Raw genomic sequence first — 24,408 nt, forward strand, 5'->3', positions numbered from 1 at the left:
CGCCGACGATAAGCTGCTCCGATGACCACCACAACGGCCCCGGGTATCCGCGTTCGCATCCTGACGCTCCTCGTTGCCGCCGTCACCGCCGCTGCTCCGGTCCTGGCCCAGCGCACCGTCAAGCCCGTCCTGCATGGGCGCCACTGGGTGGCGGTGACCGGGAAACCGCTGGCCGCCACTGCCGGCGCCCTGATCTTCGCGCGCGGCGGCAACGCCGTCGACGCGACCTGCGCCATGCTCGCCGCGACCTCGACGATGTGGGACACCCTGGGCTGGGGCGGCGAAACCCAGGCCCTGATCTTCGATCCGCGCGAGGGCGAAGTGGTCGGGATCAACGCGCTCGGCGTCGCGCCGACCGGCGCCACGGTCGACTTCTTCCGCGAACGTGGCTTCGTCTACCCGCCGGAGTACGGTCCGCTCGCAGCGGTGACGCCGGGCACCCCAGGCGGGCTGATCGTCATGCTCGCGCACTACGGGACGATGAGCCTGGCCGAAGTGCTCGAACCGTCCATTCAGATGGCGGACGGCTACCCGATCGAGCGCGCCCAGGCCGACAACATGGAGCGCCGCAGAGAGATGCTGCAGCAGTGGCCGGACTCGGCCCGGGTCTTCCTGCCCCACCTGTCGTCGTCCGGGGACAGCGACGGTCGCGCGGCCCCGAGGGAGGGCGAGATCTTCCGCCAGCCGGACCTGCTCGACACGCTGCGCAAACTGGTCGACGCCGAGGCCGCGGCGCTCAAGCAGGGCAAAACCCGCGAGCAAGCCCTGGCCGCCGCCTACGACCGGTTCTACCGCGGTGACATTGCCGAGGAGTTCGTCCGCGGCTCGCGGGAACTGGGCGGTCTCCACACGATGGCCGATCTCGACCAGTGGCAGGTCCACATCGAGGAGCCGGTCCGCACGAACTACCGCGGCGTCGACGTCTACAAACTGACCTCCTGGGTCCAGGGGCCGGTCATGCTCCAGGCGCTGAACATCCTGGAGAACGCCGACCTCAAGTCCATGGGCTACAACTCGGCCCGCTACATCCACACCCTCTACCAGGCGATGAACCTCGCCTTCGCCGACCGCGACTTCTACTACGGTGACCCGTACTACCCGCCCGAGGAACCGCTCGAGGGTCTGCTCTCCAAGAACTACGCCCGCGCGCGCTACGAGTCGATCGACTGGGGGAGGAACGACGAGAACGCCAGTCCGGGCGATCCGTACGCCTTCCAGGAGGGCGAGAACCCCTTCCTCGACCTGCTCGAACGGTGGACGCCGATCCCGCCGGAGGCGGACGCCGAGGGAGAGCAGGGCTTCCAGCAGGCGTCGGCCGGCCGACAGCCCTTCCCGCGCATGACCTACGAGGAAGCCTTCACAGCCGGGACGACCTCGATCCAGGCCGCCGACGCCGAGGGCTGGGTCGTATCCGTGACCCCGAGCGGCGCCTGGATCCCCGCCGTCATCGCCGGCCGCACCGGCATCGGCATGAGTCAGCGGATGCAGAGCTTCGTACTCGACCCGGGGCTCAACCCGTACAACCTGCCCGAGCCGGGCAAGCGGCCCCGCGCCACCCTTACCCCTGGCATGGCGCTCAAGGATGGCTCGCCCTACCTCTCGTTCGCCGTCCAGGGCGGCGACACCCAGGACCAGAACCTGCTCCAGTTCTTCCTGAACGTCTTCGAGTTCGGCATGAACGTCCAGGAAGCCGTCGAAGCGGCGAACATCACCAGCCACCAGATGCAGAGTTCCTTCGGTGCCCACGAATCGCGGCCAGGAGACGTCGACGTCCGTCGCGACGTGCCGCCCTGGGTACGGGCGGAACTCGGCCGCATGGGCTACCGCGTGCGCTCGCTCGACCGCACTTCCGGACCCATCACCGCGATCTGGTTCGACCGCGAGAACGGAACGATGTGGGGCGGGGCCAGCGACTTCGGCGAGGACTACGGCATCGCCTGGTGAGACGGCGTTCCACGACACCTGGTTCAAGCCGAACAACGCGACCCTGATCGTCGTCGGCGATCGCGTCAGGATCGAGGAGAAGATCCGGGCTTTGGACCTTGGCGAGATGCGTTTCCTCGACGCCGACGGGAGTTCGCTAGAGGGCTAGGAAGCCGGCGCTCGCGCCGGATGCCGACGAGGACGTCGGCGCACCCAGTGTTAACCGTCGTCAGGCCAGCGCAGGGTGCGCCGGGCTCCGGCGAGCTCCACCGTCCGGCAGTCCTCGGACACGGTGCGCAGCAATGCGAAGCGGGGTGCGTCCGCGATCTCGACCAGGCCGTGGTCAGCGGACGTCGCGAACAGCCGTTCCTGGTCGTCCAGGCGCAATGAACCGGGATCGAGAGTGTCGGTGCCGCCGTTGTTCAGATCGGCGACGACCCGGCCCTCCCCGTCTTCGGTCCCTTCCCCCAATTGAACCGCTACCAGAGGCGTGGTCGCGCAGTCGAGGTAGCACTTGTCCCACCAGCCGTCGTTGACCCGGTACTCGACGAACCAGACGCCAAGGGCCCGTTCGAAGCCGATGTGCTGGACGAAGAAACGCCGGATGCGCTCCGCCACGGGTTGCCCCTTCCAGAACCAGCGCCGGTCCGCGTCGACCACGACCGGCGGGTAGTGGAAGGACATCAGCGCGTCGTCGAAGCCGCGTCCCCCGGCGACCGCTCTGGCCAGCGGCACCGGGAAGTAGGTGCCCCGCTCGAGCCGGTCGAGCCGCTCCGGGAGTTCCTCCGCGACGATGGCCACGACAGCCGGATCCATCGCCGCGTCCGAATCGGACAGCGCCTCCCGGTCGACGGGCGACAGCGGATTGCGAAAGCGGGCCTGGTGCGAGAGGAAGACCGAGATTCCCCTTGGCCACAGCGGCTGGCATGCCCGAACCAGGTCGTCCACGGCGCGAGGGACCTCGCCGGCTACCTGCCTCCGGGCTGCGGCGCCGGCTGCGCTTCTCCCGGCTCCGGGCTCATCCCCACGAGCCAGCGCAGACCGTTCTTCAGGTCGTCGACCATCATGTAGGTACAGGGCACGAGAACCAGGGCGATGCCGGTCACGAACAGAACGCCGAAGCCGAGGCTGAGCGCCATCGGGACCAGCCACTGGGCCTGATTCGACCGTTCCAGGATGATCGGCATCAGACCGAAGAAGGTCGTCAGCGAGGTCAGGATGACCGGCCTCACACGCCGGGTGACACCGCCGACCACGGAATCGACCAGGCTCCTGCCCTCGCTCCGCAACTGGTTCACCGCGTCGATCAGGACCAGCGAGTCGTTGACCACGACGCCGGAAAGAGCGACCAGGCCGAAGATGCTGAGGAAACTCAGGTCGTAGCCCATGATCAGGTGGCCGACAACGGCCCCGAACATGCCGAAGGGCACCGCCGACAGAACGACCAAGGGCTGCAGATAGCTGCGGAAGGCGACCGCCATCAGGGCGTACATGGCAAGCATGGCGACGATCAGACTCCCCGTCAGGGAAGCAACCGCTTCGGCCTGCGCCTCCTGTTCGCCGCTGAAGTTGAACGTCAGTCCGGGCGTGTCGGCCACAACCTCGGGCAGGATGGTCCGGGCCAGGGCGGCTCGAATGTCGTTGCCGGTGGTGGCCGTCGGGTCGATGTCGGCGGTTACCGTGACGGTGCGGCGTCCGTCGACCCGGAGGATCTCGGTGAACGATCTTCCCGGCCGCACGTACGCCGCCTGGTGGAGCGGAATCTCGCCGCCGCCCGGGGTGCGGATCAGCAGATTCTCGATCGCGTGGACCGAATCCCGCTCCTCGCGCGGCAGGCGGACGTAGACGCGCAGTTCGTCACGGCCCCGCTGCTGGCGGCTCGCTTCGGCACCGAAGAAGGCGCCGCGGACCTGGGCCGCCAGGGCCCGCTCGGTGAGCCCCAGACCCTTCGCGGCCGGTTTGAGCACCAGGTCGAGCTGCGGCTTGCCGACCTTGAAGCCGTCGTCGACATCGAATACGCCGTTGTAGGTCGCCAGCGAGGCGGCGACACGCGCCGCCGCCGCTTCGAGCGGCGGCGTTTGGGTGTGCTCGAGCTGGACCGAGACCTTTGCGCCGGCTGACGGACCGGTGTTGAAGTCGAACGACAACCGGTCGACCCCCGAAACCTCACCGACCCGCTCGCGCCAGCGCGCGGTGAACTCGGCCGAGCCGAACTCGCGCTCCGCGTCGGGAACGAGGTATGCCGTGACGACGCCGACGTGTCCACCGGTCGCGGGGAAACCCTGGCCGGGGCCGAAAGCGCCCGTGTCGGCGCTGCCGATCCTCGCCCGAAGTCCCTCCAGGACCGTCTCCGGCATCGAGCCGTCGGCTCGACGGCGCATCCGCCCCTCCGCCACGAATTCGGCGCCGACCTCCTCCGCGGCCTGGGTCATCCGTCGCGCAACCTCGCGGGTGTCCGCGACCGGCGCGCCGAACGGCAGTTCGATCACACCGTTCGCGAACTCGCCCTCGATCCGCGGGAAGAAGTTGAACTTGATGTGGCCCCCCGCGACGATGCTGACCGCGACGACCAGCCCCGAGAACATGACGGCCACGGTCAGATAACGGTCCCGGACCAGTCTCCGGATGATCGGCGGCACCTGCCCCGCGATCACGCGCTCCACCCACTCCGAGAAACGGAGCTGAAGGGCGCCCAGCTTCTTGAACGGATTGAGCGACCGCCTCCGGCCCTTGCGGCCGCGCAGCTTCGTCCGTCCAACGTGCCGGAGGTGCGCCGGCAGGATGAACACGGACTCGATCAGGGACAGCAACAGGACGGGAATGACGATGAACGGGATGTTCCGGAAGAACTTGCCCGTGATGCCGGGGACGATGGCCAGCGGGATGAAGGCGATGATCGTCGTGAGCACCGCGAACGTGACCGGTGTCAGCACCTCGCGGGTGCCGACGATCGCGGCCTCGAGCCGGTTGTCCCCCCGGCGGTGGTAGAAGATCGCCTCGCCGACGACGACCGCGTCGTCCACCGCGATCCCCAGTACGAGGATGAACGCGAAGAGCGAGATCATGTTGAGCGACACGCCGAGGATCGGGATGAGGAAGAACGAGCCGCAGAATGAGATGAAGATGCCCAGGCTGACCCAGAAGGCGACCGCCGGCCGCAGGAAGATGCCCAGCACGGTGACGACCAGCAGCAGTCCGATCAGGCCGTTCTTTCCGAGAATCGACAGCCGGGCCCGGTACTCCTCCGACTCGTCGTTCACGATCGAGAGTCCCACCGAGTCCGGCAACGTGCCCTGCCGGCGCTCGACCAGGTCGTAGACCGCGGACGAGACCTGAAGCGGCACCTCCTCACCGACACGGTAGACCTGCAGGTCGATCGCCGGTTGACCGTTGTAGTACAGCTCCTCGTCCGTCTCCCGGAAGCCGTCGACCACGGTGGCCACGTCGCGCAGCCGGACCCGGGTGCCGTCGGCCCGGGCGATCAGAGTGATGTCCCGGAACTCCTCGCCGTAGTCCCGCCTCTCCGTGGTGCGGACCAGCACCTCACCGCCCTCGGTCTTGACCGAGCCGCCGGGGAGGTCGATCGATGCCGCGCGCACGGCCGTCGAGATCTGCGGCAGCGTCAGGCCGTAGCGCCGCAGGTTGTCCGCAGGCACTTCGACGCTGATCTCGGGCGGCGGGATGCCAGCCTTCTCCACCAGGGTGATCCGTTCGTCCGAAAGCAGCTCGCTTCTGATCTCCTCGGCGAGCCGGTCGAGCGACTTGAGTTCCACGTCGCCGTGAACCAGCAGCGACAGCACTTGCCTGCGGTTCGTCACCAGCGAGATGACAGGGCGTTCGGCGTCCTGCGGGAAGGACGTGATCCGGTCCACCGTGCTCTTGATGTCGTTGTAGGTCCGGTCCGGGTTCGCGCTGGTGAGAAGCTCGGCCATCACCGTGCCCAGCCCCTCGACCGAGATCGAGTTGATCTTCTTGATGCCGTCGAGCGAACTGATCTCGTCCTCGATCGCCAGGACGACTCCCTCCTCGACCTCCTGGGGCGACGCCCCCGGATAGGCGACCACCACGGTCACCATGTCCATATCGATTTCCGGGAACACCTCCCGCTTGGTTCCGAAGGCGAAGAGGATGCCGCCGATGACCAGAACCCCCATCAGCAGGTTCGCCGCGACCGGATGGGCCGCCATCCAGCCGATCGGCCCCTTCCTGTCGACGGGGCCGTGGTCGTGGGACATCAGGCTCATGGCGCAACTCCCGTCGGCACGGCGCCCCAGCCCGACACGTCCCAGCGGCTGGCGGCGGAGAGGAACTCGGCGGCGATCGACGGTGGTTCATCCGCTCCCAGGCGGAGCCTCATCCCCTCGATCGGCGTGGCGATCCGGCTGGTGACGACGAGTTCCCCGTCAGCCAGGCCGGTATCGATGCACACGCTGTCCTCGAAACGCCACGCCACGTCGACCGGTCGACGCTCGAGCTGCGCGCCGGTGTACATCCAGAGGTGTCCGCCCTCCTGGAGCCACTCCCTGGGCACCTCGAACAGGTCGCGGATCGTACCGCCCTCGAGCAGGAGGTCGACGTAGCTGTCCAGGAGCAGGAGTCCTCGTCCCGCGGGACCGCCCGTTCCGCGCGCGAGTCCGAGCGGATCGTCGACCTCCACCAGCACGCGGGCCATCCGGCCCGCGGTGTCGAGGTCTCCCAGCAAACGGACGATGCGGCCCGGCAGGACGTAGTCGGTCTCGGGATCGAGCCGCACGAGCGCGCGCGAACCCTCGACGTCGCCGTGGAGACCGGGAACGCGGAGCTGTTCGAGTTCGTCGGTTCGGACCGCGGCCCGCACCCAGAAGGCGTCGGTGCCCGCCAGCGTCACGGCCTGACTCTGCGGCGTCACCGTCTGCCCGACCTCGATCGACTCGGAGAGGACGACGGCGTTGAACGGACTGCGCACGACCGTGCGTTCGAGGTCCAGCCGGGCCCGCGCCAGGGCTGCGCGGGCGGTGTGGACGGCTGAAAGCCGGGAGCGCAACTGCGGTTCGCGGAGCGCCAGCGAGGCCTCCATCTGTTCGACGTCCAGCTCATCCTGGAACAGCTCCCACTCCCGCTCGGCGACCCGGCCACGGCCCTGCTCCAGTTCGAGCTGCGCAGCCGCCTCGGCGACCGACGCAGTGGCCCGGGCCACCGCCAGCTTGAAGTCGGCATCCTCGATCGCGAAAACGACGTCGCCCTCCCGCAGCAGCGTCCCCGGGGCGAGCCGCGGCATGACGAACGCGATCCGCCCGCTCACCTGAGGCTGGACGACGACCCTCTGGGCCGGCAGGACGGTCCCCTGGGCCTCGATGTCGATGCGCCGCGGCAGCCGCTTCACCTCGGCAACTTCCACCAGCACGCCGGAATCGTCCGGCGGCCTCTGCACGGCCTCCGGTCTGGCCTGAATGATCGCCCTGGCAGCCGCCAGGCCGACGGCCAGGACCAGCACCACGATGCCGACGCGGATCAGGGTACCCTTCATCGCCTTCCGTCTGTCAGGACGCTCCCTCAGCGACTCTTGTTTCGGGCGCCGCGGCGAGTCCTGCCGCCAGCCGCTCCACCGACGTGCCCGGCGCGAAACCCAGCGAGCGGCAGAGCTGTAGCCGGCTGGCCAATTGCTGCCGGCGGGCGTCGATCAGCGCCTGTTCCAGCCCCTGCTGGGACAGAAGCGCGGTCAGCACGTTCAGGTAGTCCGTGGCGCCCTCACGGTACGACTCGCTGGTGAGAAGCAGCACCCGGCGTGCCTCCCCCAACCGCTCCTCCAGGTTCGCCACCAGCTCACGGCTGCTGCGGCCAACCGCAAGCGCCGTCTGCACCTCGCCGACCGCGTTGACCAGGGACTGTGCGTAGGCGTAGAGGCTCTCCTCCGCCGCCGCGTACGCCTGATCGATCCGAGCCCGCCGGCCGCCGCCGCCGTAGACGGCCTGCGAGGCGGTACCGCCGATCTGCCGGACGAGGTCGCCAAGAACGTCCGCGACCTCCAGCGCCCGCCCGGTGACCAGGGCAGTCAGCGACAGCGACGGCAGCCACTCCCTGACCGCGGCTGCAGCCCGGCGATCCGCCGCCTCGACCCGCCAGCGAGCCGCCTGCAGGTCGGGCCGCCGGTCGAGCAACGTGGCCGGCACGCCGAGATCAGGCTGTTCGGCGGCTTCCAGCAACGGTCCCAGGCCAGGCGCGTCGTCCGGAGTCAGGCGCTCCGTACTGCCAAGAAGCGTTGCGAGCTGGAACTCCAGCGACTCCAGCCGCCCTCGCGCGAGTTCGATCTGACCCTGGAGGCTCAGCAACTGTTCCCGCTGGCGGCCGATGTCCTGAGCCGGCCCCAGGCCTTGTCCGAAGCGAAGCTGGGTCAGCTCCAGGAACCTCTCCGAAGTCCGCTGCTGACTCTCGAGGAGCGCGATGAGTTCACGTTCCGCGACGACGCCGAACCAGACCTCGGCCAACCCCGAAGACAGGCTGATCGCCAGCGAGCGCAGGTCATGGACGCTCGCCTCGGCATCCAGCAGAGCCGCCAGTTCGCGGTTGCGCAGGCGACCCCAGAGATCGATCTCGAAGCTGGACGCCAGGCTGGAGTCCCAGGCCGCCCCGGCGAGCAGGAACTGGTTCACGATGCCGCTGCCTGGGAACGTCAGGTCGTTGCCGGTCAGGGAAGCGTCGAGACGCGGCATCAGGTAGGCGCCGCTCTCCCGGGCGCGCGCGTCGGCAGCCTCGACCCGGCTCCAGGCAACCTGGAGATCGAAGCTCTGACCGGCCAGACGATCCTGGAGGTTCCACAGCGTCTGATCGCCCAGCGCGCTACAGGCGCCGGGCGCCGCCGCACCGGGCGCACGGTCGAACCCCAGGTCGAACTCCGGCGGCGGTTCCGCGACCTCCGGGATGCGCTCCAGCACGCTCGTGTGGGTACAGCCCATGGCAATCGTCCCCAGCGCGCACATGGCAAGGCAAGCCGCGTAGAGCCAGGAGGATGGACTCCGGGAACGGGTGGCCGAATCGAGGAGGCAGCGCATGAAAGAGGAAGCAGGCAGGAACGCGCAACTCTACGCCACTCCCACCAGCGGTCAGTCGAGAACGACCCTTGGTACGTCCTTCCGCCCAGGAAGTTCCGCCCGCGTGCCGGCGGAAAGCCCCTAGGCCTCCTGCGGCCCTTCGAGGACCAGCGCGCGGGCCTCGTCCACACGCAGACTCCAACCCGGCTCCACGACCGTGATGCTGTGCCGTTCCTGCACCAGGCACGGACCGGACCGTTCGAAACCCGGAGCGAGGTCCTCGCGGCGCAGGAGCGCGGCCGTCCCCCAGCCGGCGAACCAGGCCCGGTACTCGCCGGCTTCGACTTCGCGGCCCCTGGCGGTTCCGGCCCGATCGAGCCGCGCGGCAGCGGGAGCGGTCGAAGCCAGGACGCGGACCGACTCGACTTCGATCGGGTGCTCCGGGGGCGGATAGCCGTAGACCGCCTGATAGCGGTCGGCGAAAAGACCCGCGATGACCTCGGTCGAGGCGGCCTCCGCGGCGGAAGCGGGTTCCACCTCGAGCGCCGTTTCCTGACCGAGCAACCGGAGCCGGACGATTCGACGCCGGACCGCGGCGCCTTCCAGGTTCGCGCCACGTTCTTCCAGGAGCCGGCTCAGCGCCTCGCCTTCCAGGCGCTCGACCACCGATCCCACCCCGCCACCGTCGAGCGGCTCGAGGACCTGCCGGTGAGCGAATCGCTCCAGCACGGCGTGACCGAGCCCGACCGCGCTGAGCAGCGACGTATCGACGGGCACCAGGACCGTCCCCATGCCCAGCTCCGACGCGATCGCACAGGCGTGCTGCCCGCCAGCACCGCCGAAACTCACCAGGGCGTGGTCCGTCGGGTCGTAGCCGCGCGAGATAGAGATACGGCGAATCGCGTCGGCCATCCGTTCGTTGGCGATCGCGAGGAACCCGCCGAGGAGCCGCTCGTCGACACCGCCGAGGTCGGCCAGCGCCTCGGCGGCACGATCTTCGGCGGCGGCGACGTCGATGGGCAGACCGAAAGCACTCGGATCGATGCGCCCCAGCAAGAGGTTCACATCGGTGATCGTGAGCGGTCCGCCGGCGCCGTAGCAGGCGGGCCCCGGACGCGCCCCGGCACTCTCGGGCCCGACCTTGAGCTGGCCGTGATCCACCCGGCAGATCGAGCCGCCGCCGGAGGCCACGGTCTCGATCGCCAGGGCCGGCGCCACGACGACCGCGTCGCCGACACGGAACTCGAAGTTGTACTCGAAGTCGCCGTCGTAGCGCGACACGTCCGTACTGGTGCCGCCCATGTCGAAGCCGATGACCCGGTCATGACCGCTCGCGCGCCCCGCCGCGGCCGCGCCCACGACGCCCCCGGCGGGACCCGACAGCAGACTGTCCTTGGGCCGGTAGCTCGAGAAGCCAGCCAGTCCGCCGGCGCTGGTCATCACCCGGGGCGCGGCACCGCCGGCTTCTCCCGCTTCCGGCCCGCGACCGCCCGCGCGTCCTCCCGAGAGCGCCGCCCCCGTGGTCTCCAGGTAGCCGCCGACTGCCCGCCCCAGGTAGGCGTCGACCACGGCCGTGTGCGCCCGCGGCACGATCTTGATCAGCGGCGCCAGTTCCGCCGAGCAGGACACCGTACGGAAACCGGCGGAGCGAAGGATGCGCTCCGCCCGCCGCTCGTGATCCGGGTTCCGGTAGCTGTGCATCAACGCCACGGCCGCGGCACGGAAGCCCTCGTCGACGAGAGCGCGGGCGGCGGTTCCCAGGCCGTCTTCGTCGAGCGGCTCCAGCTCCCGGCCCTCGGCGTCGAGCCTTCCGCCGACCTCGACCGACCGTTCGTACAGGGGCGCCGGGCGCTCGACCGCGAGCGCGAAGATGTCCGGTCGGGCCTGGTCGCCGATCAGCAGCAGGTCCGCGAACCCTTCGGTGACGAAGAGCACGGTCCGTGATCCCGCCCGCTCGAGCAGGGCGTTGGTGCCACGGGTCGTGGCGAGCCGGAGATCGCACGGCGGCAAGGGTTCACTCAGCGCGCTGCCGGTGGCGATGCGCGCGGCGAGAATCGGAGCGTTCTCCGGCGACAGGAGCTCCAGCACCCGGCCGGGCTCCAGGGCCGGAGTTGCGGCGCCGCCCTCCACGGGCAGGAGCCTGCAGGTTCCATCCGCCGACCACTCCTCCACCAACGCCGGCGTGCCTTCGCCAAGTGGCACCGCGCGGTAGCCGGCGAAGAATCCCTCGGGCAGGTCGAAGCGTGTCTCGAGCCGGGGCCCCTGCGCTCCGTTCGAGACCACCGTGGCCCGGACGGCGCCCGAGCTCAGGACCTTCACGCACCGGGATGAGCCCTCCGGGTCGATCGCGACGCAGTCGGTGAACGTGCCTCCGGTATCGATCCAGAGCTGCCAGAGGGGCGGCACGGCAGAAACCCGGTCGCGCGGCCGCCAGGCGGCCCTAGGAGGCCGCCAGCAAACGAACCAGGCGCTCGATCCGCCGGTCGCCGTCGGGCTCCAGCCGCTGCGCGCGGCGAAGCAGTTTCTCCGCGGCCTTCCGCTCGCCCCGGCGCAGCAGCACCTCGCCCAGAGCCGCCGCCGGCGCCGCCTCGTCGGGTCCGAGCCTCCGGGCCCTGCTGTAGAAGCGTTCCGCCTCGTCCAGGCGCCCGTAGCGCAGGCTCAGGTCGCCGAGGGCGACGTACGTGAAGGGGTTGCGGTTGCGCTTGGCGTCCGCCATCAACAGCAGGTCGTCCGCTTCCTCCGTTCGTCCGTTCAGCCGCAGCAGTACCGCCAGGTTGACCAGGGCCGAACTGAGCCCCGGATCGACGACCAGGGCTTGGCGGTAGCTCCGCTCCGCCTGGACCGTCCTGCCGCTCCGGCGCTGGGCCACTCCCAGGTTGGCCCATGCGGACGCCAGTTCCGGGTCGATCCGGACCGCGTCCTCGAGCCAGGCGACGGCTTCGTCGAGGCGCTCTGCCCGCAGCGCCTCGGCGCCCCGGTTCGAGTAGTAGAGGGCGGTCGCCGTGAGATCGCTGATCGGCGTGACCCTGAAGCCCCGCTCGTCCTCGCGCAGACCGAAGTCGATGAGCCGCATCGCATGCCTGGGCCCGAAACCAACGGCAACGTGGTCGGAGATGACGATCAGGTCGCCTGCGCGCTCGAAGTTCTCGACGTGCGACACCTCGACGAAATAGGCGGCGAGATCGAGTTCCCTGGCCATGCCGACGAACATCTGGGTAAAGGCCAGGCAGTTCGCGGTCCGGGTCTCGAACACATCCACCGCGGATCCGGTATGCCCGGCCCTGTACTCCACGCCAAGCATCGATGTCTCGGTCACCGCCTCGATCAGGCGATCGAGGCGCTTGTCCCGGTCGGTCGCGCCGGCCGCTTCGTGAACCCAGTCGGCCATCTCGTCGTTCAGCGCGAACGGCACCAGGGCATGCCTGACTTCGCGGCGCTCGAGTTCACGCAGCAGCGCGTTCTCGCCGGTCTCCCGTACTCCAGTCGAGGCACAACCGAAAGCCAGGCCCGCGAAGACCACCGCCACAGCCGGGCGATACAGCCGGCGGCGCTCGACTCGCGGTTCGATGTTGCCCGAAGTCACAGCGGTTACAACCTCCATCGGCGCCCCGACCATCCTAGCGCCAGTTGACTCCTCAACCCCGCACGGATGCCTCAGGATTCCCGCGGCGCGGCCTCGCGAAAATCGATGGACGTCAGGACTCGGCGCGCCGCGCCCTGAGCACTCGCCGCCGCAGGAGTCGGACACTGACCACCGCGACCAGGAGCGCCACGGCGGCCAGGGCGAGCACGGGCATCGTGATCGCCAGGAGCGACAAGCCGGCCGCCGACCCGGCCTCTCCGGTCGACACCACGGGATTGCCGATCCCGGCCGTCGCCATCGTGGAGGCTCCCCTCAGAAGCGTCGTTCCGGTCTGGACCACCGCCGCCGCCGTCCCGCCGGCCACCGCCGCGAGAGCCCAGCCAACCAGGGGCGTCGCGGTCTCGATGTTCGCCGCGGCCACGACGACGCCCGCGGTCACCGCGGCCGGCATCGCGGCCACGTCCAGGACGTTGTCGAGCCAGGGGATGTAGTAGGCGCCGACCTCACAGATCGCCGCAACGCCCAGAGCAAGCAGGGCCGGGGTTCCCGCCATCCACTCGAAGCCCTCAGCCAGGTCGAGTGCGCCAGCCCGGGCCGCGACGCCCATGACCAGGACGGGCAGAAAGACCCGGAAGCCACACGCCGCCGCCAACCCGATACCGAGACCGACGCTGAGCAGAATCTCCATCTCGCCACTCCTCCTACCTGATCCTGACTACGTCGAGGCCCGGCGCCGGGTTTCGAGCAACCAGCGCCGGAGGGCCCGCGCTTCAGGCACCTTGAGCGCGTTCGCGGCGACCAGATAGGTAAGGGCGAAGCCCATGACCGGGAGAACGCCGGCTATCCAGGGCGGACCCGGCATGAGGGTTTGCGTCGCCGCCCAGGGAGCAAGGCAAAGCACCGCGAGGGGCAGATGCCGCCCCCATGGCCGCCACGGCCTCACCGGAGCATTCCGGCGACGCAAGCCGCGAAGCAGCAGAGCCAGCTCGAACCAACTGCCAACCGCGGAACCCAGAGCCAGCCCGACGGCGCCCAGACGCAGGCCATCCGGCGCCTCCGCGACCGCGGGCCCCAGCCAGCCGGGCAACCGCAGGTCCGCCACGGCGACGCGATCGAAGATCGTCATCAGTCCCGCCCCGAGTCCGGCCGCGATCACAAGGCGCACCAGGACGATCCGGGCAGGACTCCGGGTGTCGCCGAACGAAAAGAACACGCTTTGCAGCAATCGTGACGTACTCGACGCCAGCAGGCCCAACGAGTACGCGGCCAGCACCAGGAACACGAGCCAGTTGTCGTCCAGATCGAAGGAACCGTGTCGATACACGGCGCCGACGATTCCCATGCCCAGCGCCAGGTACCCGACCAGCGTCGGCGAGACGAGGAAAGACATCGCCGCCGCGGCCCGTTCAGCACGGTGCGCCGCCACCTTCGACCGCTCCTCCTCGTCCCCGTCGAGCCGCGCCAATTCCGGCAGCTCCGCCGCCGCCACCGAAACGCCGAACAGCGAGATGGGTAGCAGGTACAGCCGCTGGCCCCAGCCCAGGACCGCAACCGCGCCCTCGGCGAGAAGGGAGGCCAGAAGACCGTCGACATAGCCCCCGAGCTGACCGGCGCCCCGGCCGGCGATCGCCGGCCAGAGCCGGCTCAGCGTCCTCCGAAGGCCGGGCGCCCGCAGGTTGAACGATGGGCGCAGCCCACCGGTCGCGCGCAGCACCGACGGCAACTGCACGGCGAACTGAAGCAGGCCGCCGAGCAACCCGCCCCAACAGGCGGCCAGCGCCAGCTCTTCCACGCGATCCGCTTCACCGCCGGTCAGCCGCGCGGCGACAAACAACACCACGGCGATCACGCTGGCGTTCCAGAAGCAGGGCGCGATGTAGGGGAGCAGAAAACGACGGTGGCTGTTGAGAATGCCAAGACACCACGCGGAGAGCGTGATCGCCGCCACCATCGGGAAACTGATCCGGACCGCGCGCGTGGTCAGCGCCAGGCGATCGACGACCGCTTCCCCGGCCGCCACCGCCTCGGCATCGCCAGCGAAGCCGGCGAAGAACAGCCTGACCAGCCACGGGGCCAGGAGTACGCCGAGAAGGCTGAGAGCCGCCATGACGGCAAACAGCAGTCCGAAGACGGCGCCCGCCAGCGCGCCGGCATCGCGCCGCCGGCCCTCACTCAGCAGCCGGCTGTAGACCGGAATGAAGGACGCCGAGAGCGCCTGGTCGCCGAGCAGGTTCTGGAGCGCGTTGGGCGCGCGGAACGCGGCGGAGATGACGTCCGCCAGAGCGCTGGCTCCGGCGAGACTCGCGATCACGGCCTCCCGGACGAGCCCAAGCACCCGGCTGGCCAACATGCCGATGCCGACGCGCGCCGCACCGCCTGCGGCGCGCCGCGGGCTGTCTCTGCCGGCGGACTCCGCCAGGGTCAATCCGAGAGGCTGACGACGACCCGGTCGCCGCGCCGCTCGACCGTCGCCACGATGTCGGGCGCCGCGAGATCGAGCACCACGTGCAGGTTCCGGGTCGCTCCCCTGCCATGAACGCCGGTGCGTACGCCACGCAGCAGAGGCGCGCTCACCGCGCTCGCGTTGTAGTCGCGCTGCACGCCGATCAGCCGCACGAGGAGCCGCGGCGGCGCTTCAAGCAGCATCACCTGGTGGCGCTCGAACGGAGCGTTGCCCGTGATCTCGACCAGCGTCCGGCCATCCTGCACCGAGGCGCTGATGGCGCGAAGCGCGGTCGCGTTGACGGGCGATGCACTCGGCGCCGGACTTGATGCTGCAGGCGCCGGAGGGCGCGGCCGAACGAGCGGCTCGGGAGGCGGGGCCGGCGGCTCGGGAGATGAGGCGGCCGGCTCGGGTGATGGGGCCGGCTCGGCAGGCGGGGCCGGGGCCGGCGGCGGCCGATCGGGAACTTCAGCGGCGACCGGGTCGGGCGACGACTCGGACGAAGGCAGGGCGGCCGCGGGCGGATCCACGGGCCGGGCCGGTTCCTCGACCGGCGCCGCCACCTCGAAGCTCTGCGCCACGGGGACCGGTTGCTCCTCGGCGCCGTCTCCACCGATGCCGACGAGCCGCATCAGGGGCCCACGCAGGAAGATCAGCAGGAGGCCGACCAGGATGACACCCACAACCGTCGGCCAGACCCAGGAAGGTCTGTCGGACTCCCGGTTCATCCAGTCGTCCTGGCCCCCCGCGAGGTCGCCGAACAGCTCGGCGCGCGTGTCGCCGACTTTGCCGTCGCCGGTCGCCGGCTCCTCCGGAGCTGCGGCCTCGTCCGAAGGAGGCTCTTCCGCGGCCTCTGCGAGATCAACCGGCTCCGCAGCCTGGGCCTCGTTCTCGACCGCAGGCTCTTCCGGCTCTTCGATCTCCACATCGGCCCCGTCCGGTGTGTCGTCCTCTGCCCCGGTCTCCTCTGCCTCGGGCTCCTCCGCCACGTCTTCCTCCACTTCCTCGGCCACCGGCGGCGGCGCTGCCGCAGGTGGGTCCGAGCCGGCGGCCTCGTCCGGCGGTTCGGAGAACAGCATCGCCAGCCGTTCCTCTCCCGGCGGCTCGACGCGCGTGAACTGCATGCCCATCCCCGCCGGCTGATCGGCGACGCCCGGCGCCTCGCGGACCCAAACCACCGCGGCCTCGCCCTGGACCGTGTCGGGCGCGTCCGCCGACCCCAGTTCGAGCACGAACGCCGTGCCGGTTCCCACGGGCCGGACGTCCGACGTGGCCACGAACATGCCGCCGATCGCGATGTCGCGCGTCCGGGCGGCGAGTTCGCCATCCTCGCCGGGCACCGACAGGCGCACCGGCACCTCCCGCAGCAGGCGGCGGGACTCACGGAAGCGGAAACTCTGGCTAGCCGGGGACATGGATGCCAAGCGCTCCTTCGCAAAGGGCGCCGCAATAGTAACCCTTCAGCGCGCCGCACCCCTCAAGAAGCCTGGGCCCCCTTGCGCGCCACCAGCAGGGCCATCTCCAGAGCCTGCTCGTAGTTCAGCCGCGGATCGACCTGTGAGCGGTAGGCCCGGCGCAGTCCCCGCTCGTCGAGGCCGCGGGCGCCGCCGGTGCACTCGGTGACGTCCTCGCCGGTGAGTTCGAAGTGGACGCCGCCCAGAATGGTGCCGTGCTCGGCGTGGAGGTCGAAAGCCTGCTCAAGCTCCGACAGGATGGCGTTGAAGTCCCTCGTCTTCATGCCCTCGGACGTGCTCTTCGTGTTTCCGTGCATCGGATCGCAGATCCAGAGCACGGGCTTGCCGGTGGCCGAGACCGCCTCGATGATCGGCGGCAGCTCCTGAGCCACCCTCTCGGCGCCGCAGCGGTGAATCAGCGCGAGCCGGCCCTCCTCGCCGTCGGGATTCAGCACCTCGACCAGGCCGGCCACGTCCGCGGGATCCATGCCGGTCCCCACCTTGACGCCCAGGGGATTCCGAATGCCGCGCGCGTACTCGATGTGGGCCGAGCCCGGGAACGCTGTCCGCAGCCCGATCCACGGCAGATGGGTCGCCAGGTTGTACCAACCCTCCCGCCGCGGCACCGTCCGGGTCTGTGCCTGCTCGTAGACGAGGTGGAGCGCTTCGTGGCTGGCGTAGAAGTCGACGCGGTCGATCTGGCCGACCTCGACCCCGGAGAGGGTCTCCATGAACTTCAGCGAATCGGCGATCGACTCGACACGGCGCTGGTACTCGGCCGCGTTCTGCGAGTGGCTCACGAAGTCGAGGTTCCAGTACTCCGGGTGGTGCAGATCGGCGAAACCGCCATCGATCAAGCCCCGGATGAAGTTCAGCGTCAGCGCCGAGCGGTGGTAGCCGCGCAGAAGATTGAGCGGGTCGGGCTCGCGCGCGGCGGCGTTGAAGTCGAGGGAGTTGACCAGGTCGCCACGGTACGACGGCAGGCTTTCGCCACCGCGGGTCTCGGTATCGGACGACCGGGGTTTGGCGTACTGACCCGCGAACCGGCCGATGCGGATCACCCGCTTCTTCAGGCTGTGGGTAAGGACCAGGCTCATCTGGAGCAGGATCTTGAGCTTCGCCGTGATCGAGTCGGACGTGCATTCGGCGAAGCTCTCCGCGCAGTCCCCGCCCTGGAGAACGAAGCGCTCGCCGCGCGCCGCGGAGGCCAACTGCCCCTTCAGCGTCTCGACCTCCCAGGAGGTCACGAGGGGCGGCAGCGCGCCGAGTCGGGCGGCAGCCGTCTGAAGCGCTTCCCGGTCCGCATAGGTCGGCTGCTGGCGTACGTCGGCGCTCTGCCAGGACGTAAGGTTCCAGTTGTCCGCTGCGTTGCTCATTACTCCACCGCGCCCGAAGGGCGCTGAATCCTAGTGCATGGTCCCCTGGCGCAGGTCTTCTCCTTCCTCGATCTCGAGATAGCGGCGCAACCAGCGGGTGCCAAGGTAGAAGGGCAGCGTATCGACCGCGGCCGCCAGGAACTTGAACACGTAGGCCGTGCCGATGAAGACCCACAACTGCGGCCAGATCGGTTCCCCCGTCTCGACGGGAATCGCAGCCGCGGCGAAGTGCGTGATCGTGATGACGGAGAACGAGTCGACGAACTGGCTGACCACGGTCGATCCGTTGTTGCGCAGCCACAGGTGGCGTCCCTTCGTCAACCGTTTCCAGAAGTGGAAGACCCAGACGTCGCAGAGTTGCGCGCTCAGGTAGGCGATCATCGACGCCGCGATCACACCCAGGGTCATCGTCCGAATCTCGAAGAAGATCGGCAGTCGGCCATCCGGGCCGGGCACAGGCGCGTCGAAGCCGGGCAGCGCGCCGCCCACCCACAGGATGACGGCCAGCCAGAGGTTGACGAGGAAGCCGACCCAGACCAGGAAGTTCGCCCGCTTGCGGCCGTAGATCTCGGAGATGAAGTCCGTGCACAGAAAGGTCAGCGGATAGGGCAGCACGCCGACCGCCAGCGGCATGGGCACGCGCAGCCCGAAGATCGTGAAGCTCAGGTCCAGGAACCGCGTCACGCCGAGGATGTTCAGCATCGTCATCGAACCCAGGAACAGTCCTGCCAGGATGAGGAAGACCCGCTCGCGGCGCGCCTGCAGCGCGCTCGCCTCGATCGGATGCAGGTCGGGTGGGTGCGTTTCCGCCGGAGTCGCTGTCGTCGTCATCGCCCGGCGCCCTCCTGGACCCGTGCCCGCGCCCGCTGCCTGGCGGCGATGAAGTCGGCGTGCGGGAGGTGCAGAAGCCTCGCGATCTTCCGGATCAGAAACTCCTCCTGGGCTTCGAGCACACGGTCGGCGAACGCCACCCGCCACAGCTCCTCGATCAGCCGGCCCTTGCGGGTGTTGTCGAAAGACTCGTGGATCAGCCGGGTGAACTCGTACAGGCAGACGGAGCCCTCGGTCTCCGATTCGGCAAGCTCCACCAGTTCGCTGGTCTGCCCCTCGGAGAGCCCGAGATGACGTCTGACACCGGCCAGCACGGCCTCCTTCTCCTCCTCCGCCGCATCGAAGTCGGCGCGCATCACCTCGACCATCAGCGCTGCCGCCGCCAGCCGCAGGCGCGCGTCCGGATCGTCCGCCCGCTCGGGGTCGATCCGTTCACCGAAGAAGCTGCGGATGCGGTCGAGCATGGCCGGGCTCAGGTCGACGACGCGGCGAGGCGTGCCCACGCACCCTGCCGCCGGAGTTCCTTGGCGCGCGCCGCCACCCCGCCGCCGCCGGTGGCGCGGCGCCAGGCCGCGGCCGCGGCCTCGTCCACGAGTGCCCAGTGCTCCGCGTGCTCGGCGCGAGTCCGGGCCGTGGCCCGGGACAGCGCGGCGACCCCGAGGTGCGCGGCGGGCTCGTCGAGCGGACCGAAGGCCAGCGCGCCGGCGCCAACCAGCAGGAGCAGCAGGTCCTCCACCGCGGCTTCGGGCCATCCCGACCGCCGGGCCAGCGCCAGGTTGTACGCGGTCGTGGCGGCGCCGATGTACAGGTCCTCGATCGTCCGGAAGGGCTTGATCGCGTCCGTATAGCCATCGCCGTCCATCACCTCGCCGGCCGCAACCGGAACGGCGGTCAGATCGACGACGGCGTGGCGCACTTCGGGATTGGACGGCTTCCGTTCGCCCAGATCCATGGGGGCGATCCCGATCCCCCGCCGGTCGCTCGGCACGCACACGGCCCGCAGGCGATTGCGGTCGCCGTCACGGCCCAGGGAGGCGATGATCAGCAACGCGGCCGCGGACGGCGCCAGAGTGGCCCATCGTTTCTGGCCGTCGAGGCGGAATCCGCCGTCGGCCGCCTTCCTGAGCGAGGAGTGAACGGCGCGCGGATGCGCTCCGCCCTCCTCGCTGGCACAGAAGGCGACGATGCCGGCGTCAGGGACCAGAGCCTGGCCGCCCCGCTCCCAGGCCAACCGCCTCACCGCCGCCTGATGCCCTGCCACCATCGCCCAGGCCGGACGATCGGCGACGAAACCGCCAAGCAGGCCGTGGGCGAAGTGATCGCGGCCGGAAGGGTCGGCGCCGCCGTTCGCGCGCGCCTGCCACGGCGCCAGCACGTCCTCCCGAAAGGACCGGTACCAGCCGGCCGGATCGTCACCTGCGGCAAGCGGCGCGGGCTCCGCGCCAAGCAGATGATTCAGCACCGGATCGAGAGTCACGAACGCCCCCGGAACCAGACTCCTCGCGACGCCAAACGCACTCGAATAAGCTCGGCCGCCCAACGACGAAATGGGCTCGATCGGCTACCGGCCGCGGCCCGCTCCACAAAGTACATCGGCCGAAGATGATAGAGGAAATGACACCAGCCACGACCGGCACCGCTACCAGCCCCGAGACGCCAGGCTTTCGCCGGGTGCCGCGGACCGGCGTGATCTACGTGATGCACCGCGCGGCGGCCGCCGGCCACGGCTCCGACGGCCGGACCTGGTACAACCTCGGCCAGGGGTCCCCGGAGGTCGGTCCGCTGCCGGGCGCGCCGCCCCGCCGCGACGAACTCCACATTGATCCGCGCCGCCAGACCTACGCGCCGGTCGACGGCATCGACGAGCTGCGCGAGCGGGTCGCCGAGCTCTACAACTTCCTCTACCGTCGCGACAAGCGTTCGCAGTACACCCGGGAGAACGTGAGCATCGCTCCCGGCGGCCGACCGGCCATGACGCGGATCGCGGCGGCGATGGGCGAGATGAACCTCGGCCATTTCATCCCCGACTACACCGCCTACGAGGAGCTCTTGACCGCCTTCAAGGGCTTCATTCCGATTCCCATCCTGCTCGACGCGGCCCATGGTTACCGCGCCTCGCGGCGCCTGCTCGAGAAGGAGATCGTCGGCCGCGGCCTCTCCGCGCTCTGGTGCAGTAATCCCTGCAATCCGACGGGTCAACTCGTCGAGGGCGATCTCCTGGCCGAGTGGGTCGACGTCGCCCGCGACAACGCCTGCACCTTCATTCTCGACGAGTTCTACTCGCACTACATCTACACGCCGGCGCCCGACTCCTGCGCTCAGATCGCCGACAACGCGAGGATGGTCTCGGCGGCCGCGCACGTCGACGACGTGAACCGGGATCCCGTGATCCTGGTCGACGGACTGACGAAGAACTGGCGCTATCCGGGCTGGCGGGTGTCCTGGATCGTCGGGCCCGTGAGCGTGATCGACCGCGTGACCAGCGCGGGCTCCTTCCTGGACGGAGGCGGCAACCACCCCTTCCAGGAAGCCGCCGTGCCGTTGCTCGAACCGGAGCTCGTGCTGCAGGAGACGCGGGCGATCCAGACCGAATTCACGAGCAAGCGCAGGTTCCTCGTCGACCGGCTGCGGGCTTTGGGCATCGAGGTCGAGCACGAGCCCAGCGGCGCCTTCTACGTCTGGGGCAATCTCGCCGATCTGCCGGCGCCGCTCAACGACGGCATCGAGTTCTTCAAGGCCCTGCTCCAGGTCCAGGTCATCACGGTTCCGGGTGTCTTCTTCGACGTGAACCCCGGCCAGCGCCGCCGCAACGCGCGCTACCACAGCTACTGCCGGCTCAGCTTCGGCCCGTCGATGGAGACCCTGGAACGCGGCATGGCGCGGATCGAGAAGCTGATCCGCGCCCACTCCTAGGCGAAGCCCACCAGCCGGCGGATCCCGGCCGCCTTCGGCTCGGCGACTTTCCGCGCGCGCTCCGCGCCGATGGCGAGCAGCCGGTCGAGCTCCTCCGGCGCAGCCATCAGCTCTTCGTAGCGCTGCCGGATCGGCGCCACGACCTCGATCACCGCCTCCGCGACGCCCATCTTCAGGTCGCCGTAGCCGCGGGCCCCGGCGAAGTCGGCCAGGACCTCGTCCCCGCCGCGGTCCGTGATCGCCTGGTAGATCAGGAGCAGGTTGTTGACGCCCGCCCGGGCCGGGTCGTCGCTGAAATCGATCTCGCGCCCCGAGTCGGTGACCGCGCGCTTGAGCGAACGCCTGATCTCGTCGTCCGTGTCGGTCAGGCGGACCGCATGGCCACGCCCGGCGGTCTCGCTCTTCGACATCTTGACGGTCGGATCGTCCAGGGCCATCACGCGGGCGCCGGCGGTCGGAATCACCGCCTCGGGAAGGACGAAGGTCTCGCCGTAGAGATGGTTGAAGCGGCCCGCGATGTCCCGGGCGAGCTCAACGTGTTGTTTCTGATCCTCCCCGACCGGCACCTCGTCCGCGTCGTAGAGCAGGATGTCGGCCGCCTGGAGCACCGGGTACGTGAACAGACCGACGCCGATCCGCTCGCGGCCCCCCTGGCGTTCCGACTTGGCCTTGTACTGCGTCATCCGCTCAAGCCAGCCGATCGGCGTCGTGCATCCCAGGATCCAGGCCGCCTCCGCGTGCGCGCGCACGTGGCTCTGGACGAAGAGGGTCGTGCGCTTCGGGTCGATGCCGCAGGCGAAGAGCATCGCCGCCAGCTCGCGGGTGCCCGAGCGCAGTGCTTCCGGATCCTGACGCACCGTGATCGCGTGCAGATCCACGACGCAGATGAAGTTCTCGCGGTCGTCCTGGCGCGCGGCCCAGTGCTTCACGGCGCCTAGGTAGTTCCCCAGGTGGAGCACGCCGGACGGTTGAATGCCGGAGAACACCCGGCGCCTGCGCACCGCCCCACTCATGCTGGAGAGATCCTCACGCGGAGACGCTTGCCGGCCGCCGCGCCGGTCTCAGCACGGTCCAGCCGACGCAGACACCGTAGTTCAGGAGCAGGCCCCATACGCCGGCGCCCACTCCCCATGGGCTGCGGGTCGCCCAGACGTCGAAGGCGGCGCCGCACCAGATGACCAGGGTGAGAAGCGTGCCCAGCACCATGCCGGTCAGAACGGCCGAAGCAGGCATCCGTCGCCAGTAGACGCCGAGCATGAAGACCGGCGAGAGCTGGACCATGAACTCGAGCTTCAGCTCGATCAGCACCCAGATCGAGCTTTCTGTCTCCAGCGACACCCAGGCCATCAGGATCAGGATCGCCATGATGCCCCAGGCGAACGTCTTGCCGACGATCAGCATCTCGCGGGCCGACGCCTCGCGGCGGAAGTAGCTCTTGTAGATGTCCTTCGTGAACATGGACCCGATCGACAGGAGGGCCGAGTCGGCGGTCGACATGATCGCCGCCACGACCGCCGCGAACACCATCACGATGAGCCAGTACATCACCGGCGAGCGGTCGATCAGACCTCCCAGGACGTAGATCGTGACCTTGTCGCTCTCGAGCTGCGAGAGCCCCGGGAAGCGGCTCAGCGCGATGAAACCGATCAGGAAGGCGAGCAGGGTCGTGCCCAGCGGCATGAACGCCATCGCTCCGAGCGACCGCCGCAGACTGATCTCGTTCTTCGCCGCGAAGATGCGCTGGACGGCATGCGGATACAGCGCGACGCCGAGGCCGAGCATGAGGAGCGTGCTGACCCAGGTCCGCAGACCGCGGGCGTCCGGCGCCTCGAGCCTCTCCGGCGCCGTGGCGCGAATCCCCTCCGACGCCGCCGCGAGACCGCCGTCCGCGGTCACCAGGGTGTAGAGAATGACGGCGCAGCCGCAGAGCAGCAGCGTACCCTGCACCGCGTCGGTCCAGGCCACCGCCCGCATGCCTCCCAACGACTCGTAGATCAGCATCACGCCGACCAGCAGCAGAACGCCCTGCATGAAGCTCATGCGGCCGCCGCTGATCGCCTCGACGCCGTGCCCCATCGCCACCAGTTGCTCCAGCACGTAGTTCGCCAGGCCCCAGCAGAGGAGCACGACGCACAGGACGCGCAGCGGATGGGAGCCGAAACGGTGGTACACGAAATCCGTCGGCGTGATGTAGCCGAAGCGCCGGGCCAGCCGGAAAAGACGCGGCGCGTAGATCATGAACACCGTGATGACGAGGATCATGAAGGTCACGCTGACGATGTAGGTCGCCCCCTGGACGTACGACCGCCCGGCGAAGCCGAGCAACGTGTTGCCGCTGTACTGGGTGGCGAACAGGGTCAGGAACAGGACCGCGAATCCGAAGGTCGAGCCGCCGAGATAGAAGTCCCTGAGCGAGCGTTCCCGCTGTTTCAGACGGCCGAGCAAACCGAGGCCGAGCATGACGACGAGGTAGCCGCCGAGAACGGCCAGGGCGCCCGGGCCGAAGGTCACCTCGGGGACGGAGGTGTTCACGGGTTCTCCCGGGACACGGTCGACGAATCCGAGTCGCTCGCGGCGTCGCCGCCTTCATCGGCGCCGTCACGCCACAGGCGCAACGAAGCGAAAGAGGTGATCACCGCCAGGGCCAGGCCGCAGGCGATCGTGATCCAGGTCCAGACGGGCAGGCCGGCCGCCAGCCGGCCGCCCACCGAAGGCGGCAGGTACCACGGCACGCTGACGGCGAGGATCAGAACGACCGCGGGCAGGAACCAGCGATGCCGCAGGGGTTCGTCGGCAGGACGAATCGCCTCCCAGAACGCGTCCTGGTCCCGCTCGTCCTCGTAGTCCGACAGACGTCTCGTGTTGGCCACCGAGCGCG

The 24,408-nt window shown here is 69.4% G+C and carries 18 protein-coding genes; 2 read left to right on the forward strand and 16 right to left on the reverse strand.

Going from position 1 to position 24,408, the window contains the following annotated elements; genetic code table 11:
* Window positions 1-21: 21 nt before the first annotated feature.
* Window positions 22-1,944 (forward strand): gamma-glutamyltransferase, encoded by a 1,923-nt coding sequence (locus tag OXI49_10135; protein MDE2690859.1) that lies wholly within the window; start codon window positions 22-24, stop codon window positions 1,942-1,944.
* A gap of 198 nt (window positions 1,945-2,142) precedes the next feature.
* Here OXI49_10135 and OXI49_10140 read toward each other — a convergent pair whose 3' ends face one another.
* The 13 genes from OXI49_10140 to OXI49_10200 all read right to left on the reverse strand — a co-directional run bounded on the left by OXI49_10140 (window position 2,143) and on the right by OXI49_10200 (window position 20,094).
* On the reverse strand, window positions 2,143-2,871 hold the full coding sequence (locus OXI49_10140; protein MDE2690860.1) for a hypothetical protein: 729 nt from the start codon (window positions 2,869-2,871) through the stop codon (window positions 2,143-2,145).
* Window positions 2,872-2,891: 20 nt separating this feature from the next.
* Window positions 2,892-6,167, reverse strand: a complete 3,276-nt coding sequence (locus OXI49_10145) for an efflux RND transporter permease subunit (protein ID MDE2690861.1) — start codon at window positions 6,165-6,167, stop codon at window positions 2,892-2,894.
* Window positions 6,164-7,429, reverse strand: coding sequence for an efflux RND transporter periplasmic adaptor subunit (locus tag OXI49_10150; protein ID MDE2690862.1), 1,266 nt, complete (start codon window positions 7,427-7,429; stop codon window positions 6,164-6,166). Before OXI49_10150 ends, OXI49_10145 begins: the two co-directional genes overlap by 4 nt.
* Before the next feature lie 13 nt (window positions 7,430-7,442).
* Window positions 7,443-8,951, reverse strand: a complete 1,509-nt coding sequence (locus OXI49_10155) for a TolC family protein (GenBank protein ID MDE2690863.1) — start codon at window positions 8,949-8,951, stop codon at window positions 7,443-7,445.
* Window positions 8,952-9,071: 120 nt separating this feature from the next.
* The gene (locus OXI49_10160; protein MDE2690864.1) at window positions 9,072-11,336 is read right to left on the reverse strand and encodes a hydantoinase/oxoprolinase family protein; all 2,265 of its coding nucleotides are present in this window, start codon (window positions 11,334-11,336) and stop codon (window positions 9,072-9,074) included.
* A gap of 34 nt (window positions 11,337-11,370) precedes the next feature.
* On the reverse strand, window positions 11,371-12,531 hold the full coding sequence (locus tag OXI49_10165) for a tetratricopeptide repeat protein (GenBank protein ID MDE2690865.1): 1,161 nt from the start codon (window positions 12,529-12,531) through the stop codon (window positions 11,371-11,373).
* Between the two features lie 94 nt (window positions 12,532-12,625).
* Window positions 12,626-13,201: a DUF4126 domain-containing protein gene (locus OXI49_10170; protein ID MDE2690866.1), complete on the reverse strand. Its 576-nt coding sequence runs from the start codon at window positions 13,199-13,201 to the stop codon at window positions 12,626-12,628.
* 27 nt (window positions 13,202-13,228) lie between these two features.
* Window positions 13,229-14,938 (reverse strand): murein biosynthesis integral membrane protein MurJ, encoded by a 1,710-nt coding sequence (gene murJ / locus OXI49_10175; protein MDE2690867.1) that lies wholly within the window; start codon window positions 14,936-14,938, stop codon window positions 13,229-13,231.
* A complete protein-coding gene (locus tag OXI49_10180; GenBank protein MDE2690868.1) occupies window positions 14,935-16,371 on the reverse strand; it encodes a PilZ domain-containing protein in 1,437 nt (478 codons plus the stop codon). Before OXI49_10180 ends, murJ begins: the two co-directional genes overlap by 4 nt.
* A gap of 62 nt (window positions 16,372-16,433) precedes the next feature.
* Window positions 16,434-17,786: a 3-deoxy-7-phosphoheptulonate synthase class II gene (locus tag OXI49_10185; protein MDE2690869.1), complete on the reverse strand. Its 1,353-nt coding sequence runs from the start codon at window positions 17,784-17,786 to the stop codon at window positions 16,434-16,436.
* A gap of 30 nt (window positions 17,787-17,816) precedes the next feature.
* Window positions 17,817-18,617, reverse strand: a complete 801-nt coding sequence (locus OXI49_10190; GenBank protein MDE2690870.1) for a queuosine precursor transporter — start codon at window positions 18,615-18,617, stop codon at window positions 17,817-17,819.
* Entirely contained in the window at window positions 18,614-19,120 is a 507-nt protein-coding gene (locus OXI49_10195) for a TerB family tellurite resistance protein (GenBank protein MDE2690871.1), read from the reverse strand. The genes OXI49_10190 and OXI49_10195 overlap by 4 nt, the downstream gene beginning before the upstream one ends.
* Entirely contained in the window at window positions 19,090-20,094 is a 1,005-nt protein-coding gene (locus tag OXI49_10200; GenBank protein ID MDE2690872.1) for an acyl-CoA dehydrogenase family protein, read from the reverse strand. Before OXI49_10200 ends, OXI49_10195 begins: the two co-directional genes overlap by 31 nt.
* A 137-nt stretch (window positions 20,095-20,231) precedes the next feature.
* On the opposite strand from OXI49_10200, the gene OXI49_10205 reads away from it, so the two are divergent.
* Window positions 20,232-21,530, forward strand: coding sequence for a pyridoxal phosphate-dependent aminotransferase (locus tag OXI49_10205; protein ID MDE2690873.1), 1,299 nt, complete (start codon window positions 20,232-20,234; stop codon window positions 21,528-21,530).
* Here OXI49_10205 and trpS read toward each other — a convergent pair.
* From trpS to OXI49_10220, 3 genes are read right to left on the reverse strand one after another with little or no spacing between them, the layout of a single operon-like run.
* The gene (trpS, locus tag OXI49_10210) at window positions 21,527-22,543 is read right to left on the reverse strand and encodes a tryptophan--tRNA ligase (GenBank protein ID MDE2690874.1); all 1,017 of its coding nucleotides are present in this window, start codon (window positions 22,541-22,543) and stop codon (window positions 21,527-21,529) included. The two genes, OXI49_10205 and trpS, sit on opposite strands and share 4 nt — an antisense overlap.
* A gap of 13 nt (window positions 22,544-22,556) precedes the next feature.
* Complete coding sequence (locus tag OXI49_10215; protein MDE2690875.1) at window positions 22,557-24,062, reverse strand: sodium:solute symporter family protein; 1,506 nt, start codon at window positions 24,060-24,062, stop codon at window positions 22,557-22,559.
* Window positions 24,059-24,400 carry a hypothetical protein gene (locus OXI49_10220; protein ID MDE2690876.1) on the reverse strand — a complete coding sequence of 114 codons (342 nt, stop codon included), beginning with the start codon at window positions 24,398-24,400 and terminating at the stop codon, window positions 24,059-24,061. Before OXI49_10220 ends, OXI49_10215 begins: the two co-directional genes overlap by 4 nt.
* Between the last annotated feature and the right edge of the window lie 8 nt (window positions 24,401-24,408).

This window comes from Acidobacteriota bacterium, from assembly GCA_028875725.1.
Lineage (GTDB): Bacteria > Acidobacteriota > Thermoanaerobaculia > Multivoradales > Multivoraceae > Multivorans.

What these genes read in the sequence shown, in the direction of transcription:
- trpS (MDE2690874.1), bottom strand. Translation starts at nt 22,543, where the DNA reads ATGAGTGGGGCGGTGCGCAGGCGCCGGGTGTTCTCCGGCATTCAACCG.
- OXI49_10165 (MDE2690865.1), bottom strand. Translation starts at nt 12,531, where the DNA reads ATGGAGGTTGTAACCGCTGTGACTTCGGGCAACATCGAACCGCGAGTC.
- OXI49_10135 (MDE2690859.1), top strand. Translation starts at nt 22, where the DNA reads ATGACCACCACAACGGCCCCGGGTATCCGCGTTCGCATCCTGACGCTC.
- OXI49_10170 (MDE2690866.1), bottom strand. Translation starts at nt 13,201, where the DNA reads ATGGAGATTCTGCTCAGCGTCGGTCTCGGTATCGGGTTGGCGGCGGCG.
- OXI49_10145 (MDE2690861.1), bottom strand. Translation starts at nt 6,167, where the DNA reads ATGAGCCTGATGTCCCACGACCACGGCCCCGTCGACAGGAAGGGGCCG.
- OXI49_10185 (MDE2690869.1), bottom strand. Translation starts at nt 17,786, where the DNA reads ATGAGCAACGCAGCGGACAACTGGAACCTTACGTCCTGGCAGAGCGCC.
- OXI49_10150 (MDE2690862.1), bottom strand. Translation starts at nt 7,429, where the DNA reads ATGAAGGGTACCCTGATCCGCGTCGGCATCGTGGTGCTGGTCCTGGCC.
- OXI49_10205 (MDE2690873.1), top strand. Translation starts at nt 20,232, where the DNA reads ATGACACCAGCCACGACCGGCACCGCTACCAGCCCCGAGACGCCAGGC.
- OXI49_10180 (MDE2690868.1), bottom strand. Translation starts at nt 16,371, where the DNA reads ATGTCCCCGGCTAGCCAGAGTTTCCGCTTCCGTGAGTCCCGCCGCCTG.
- OXI49_10190 (MDE2690870.1), bottom strand. Translation starts at nt 18,617, where the DNA reads ATGACGACGACAGCGACTCCGGCGGAAACGCACCCACCCGACCTGCAT.
- OXI49_10155 (MDE2690863.1), bottom strand. Translation starts at nt 8,951, where the DNA reads ATGCGCTGCCTCCTCGATTCGGCCACCCGTTCCCGGAGTCCATCCTCC.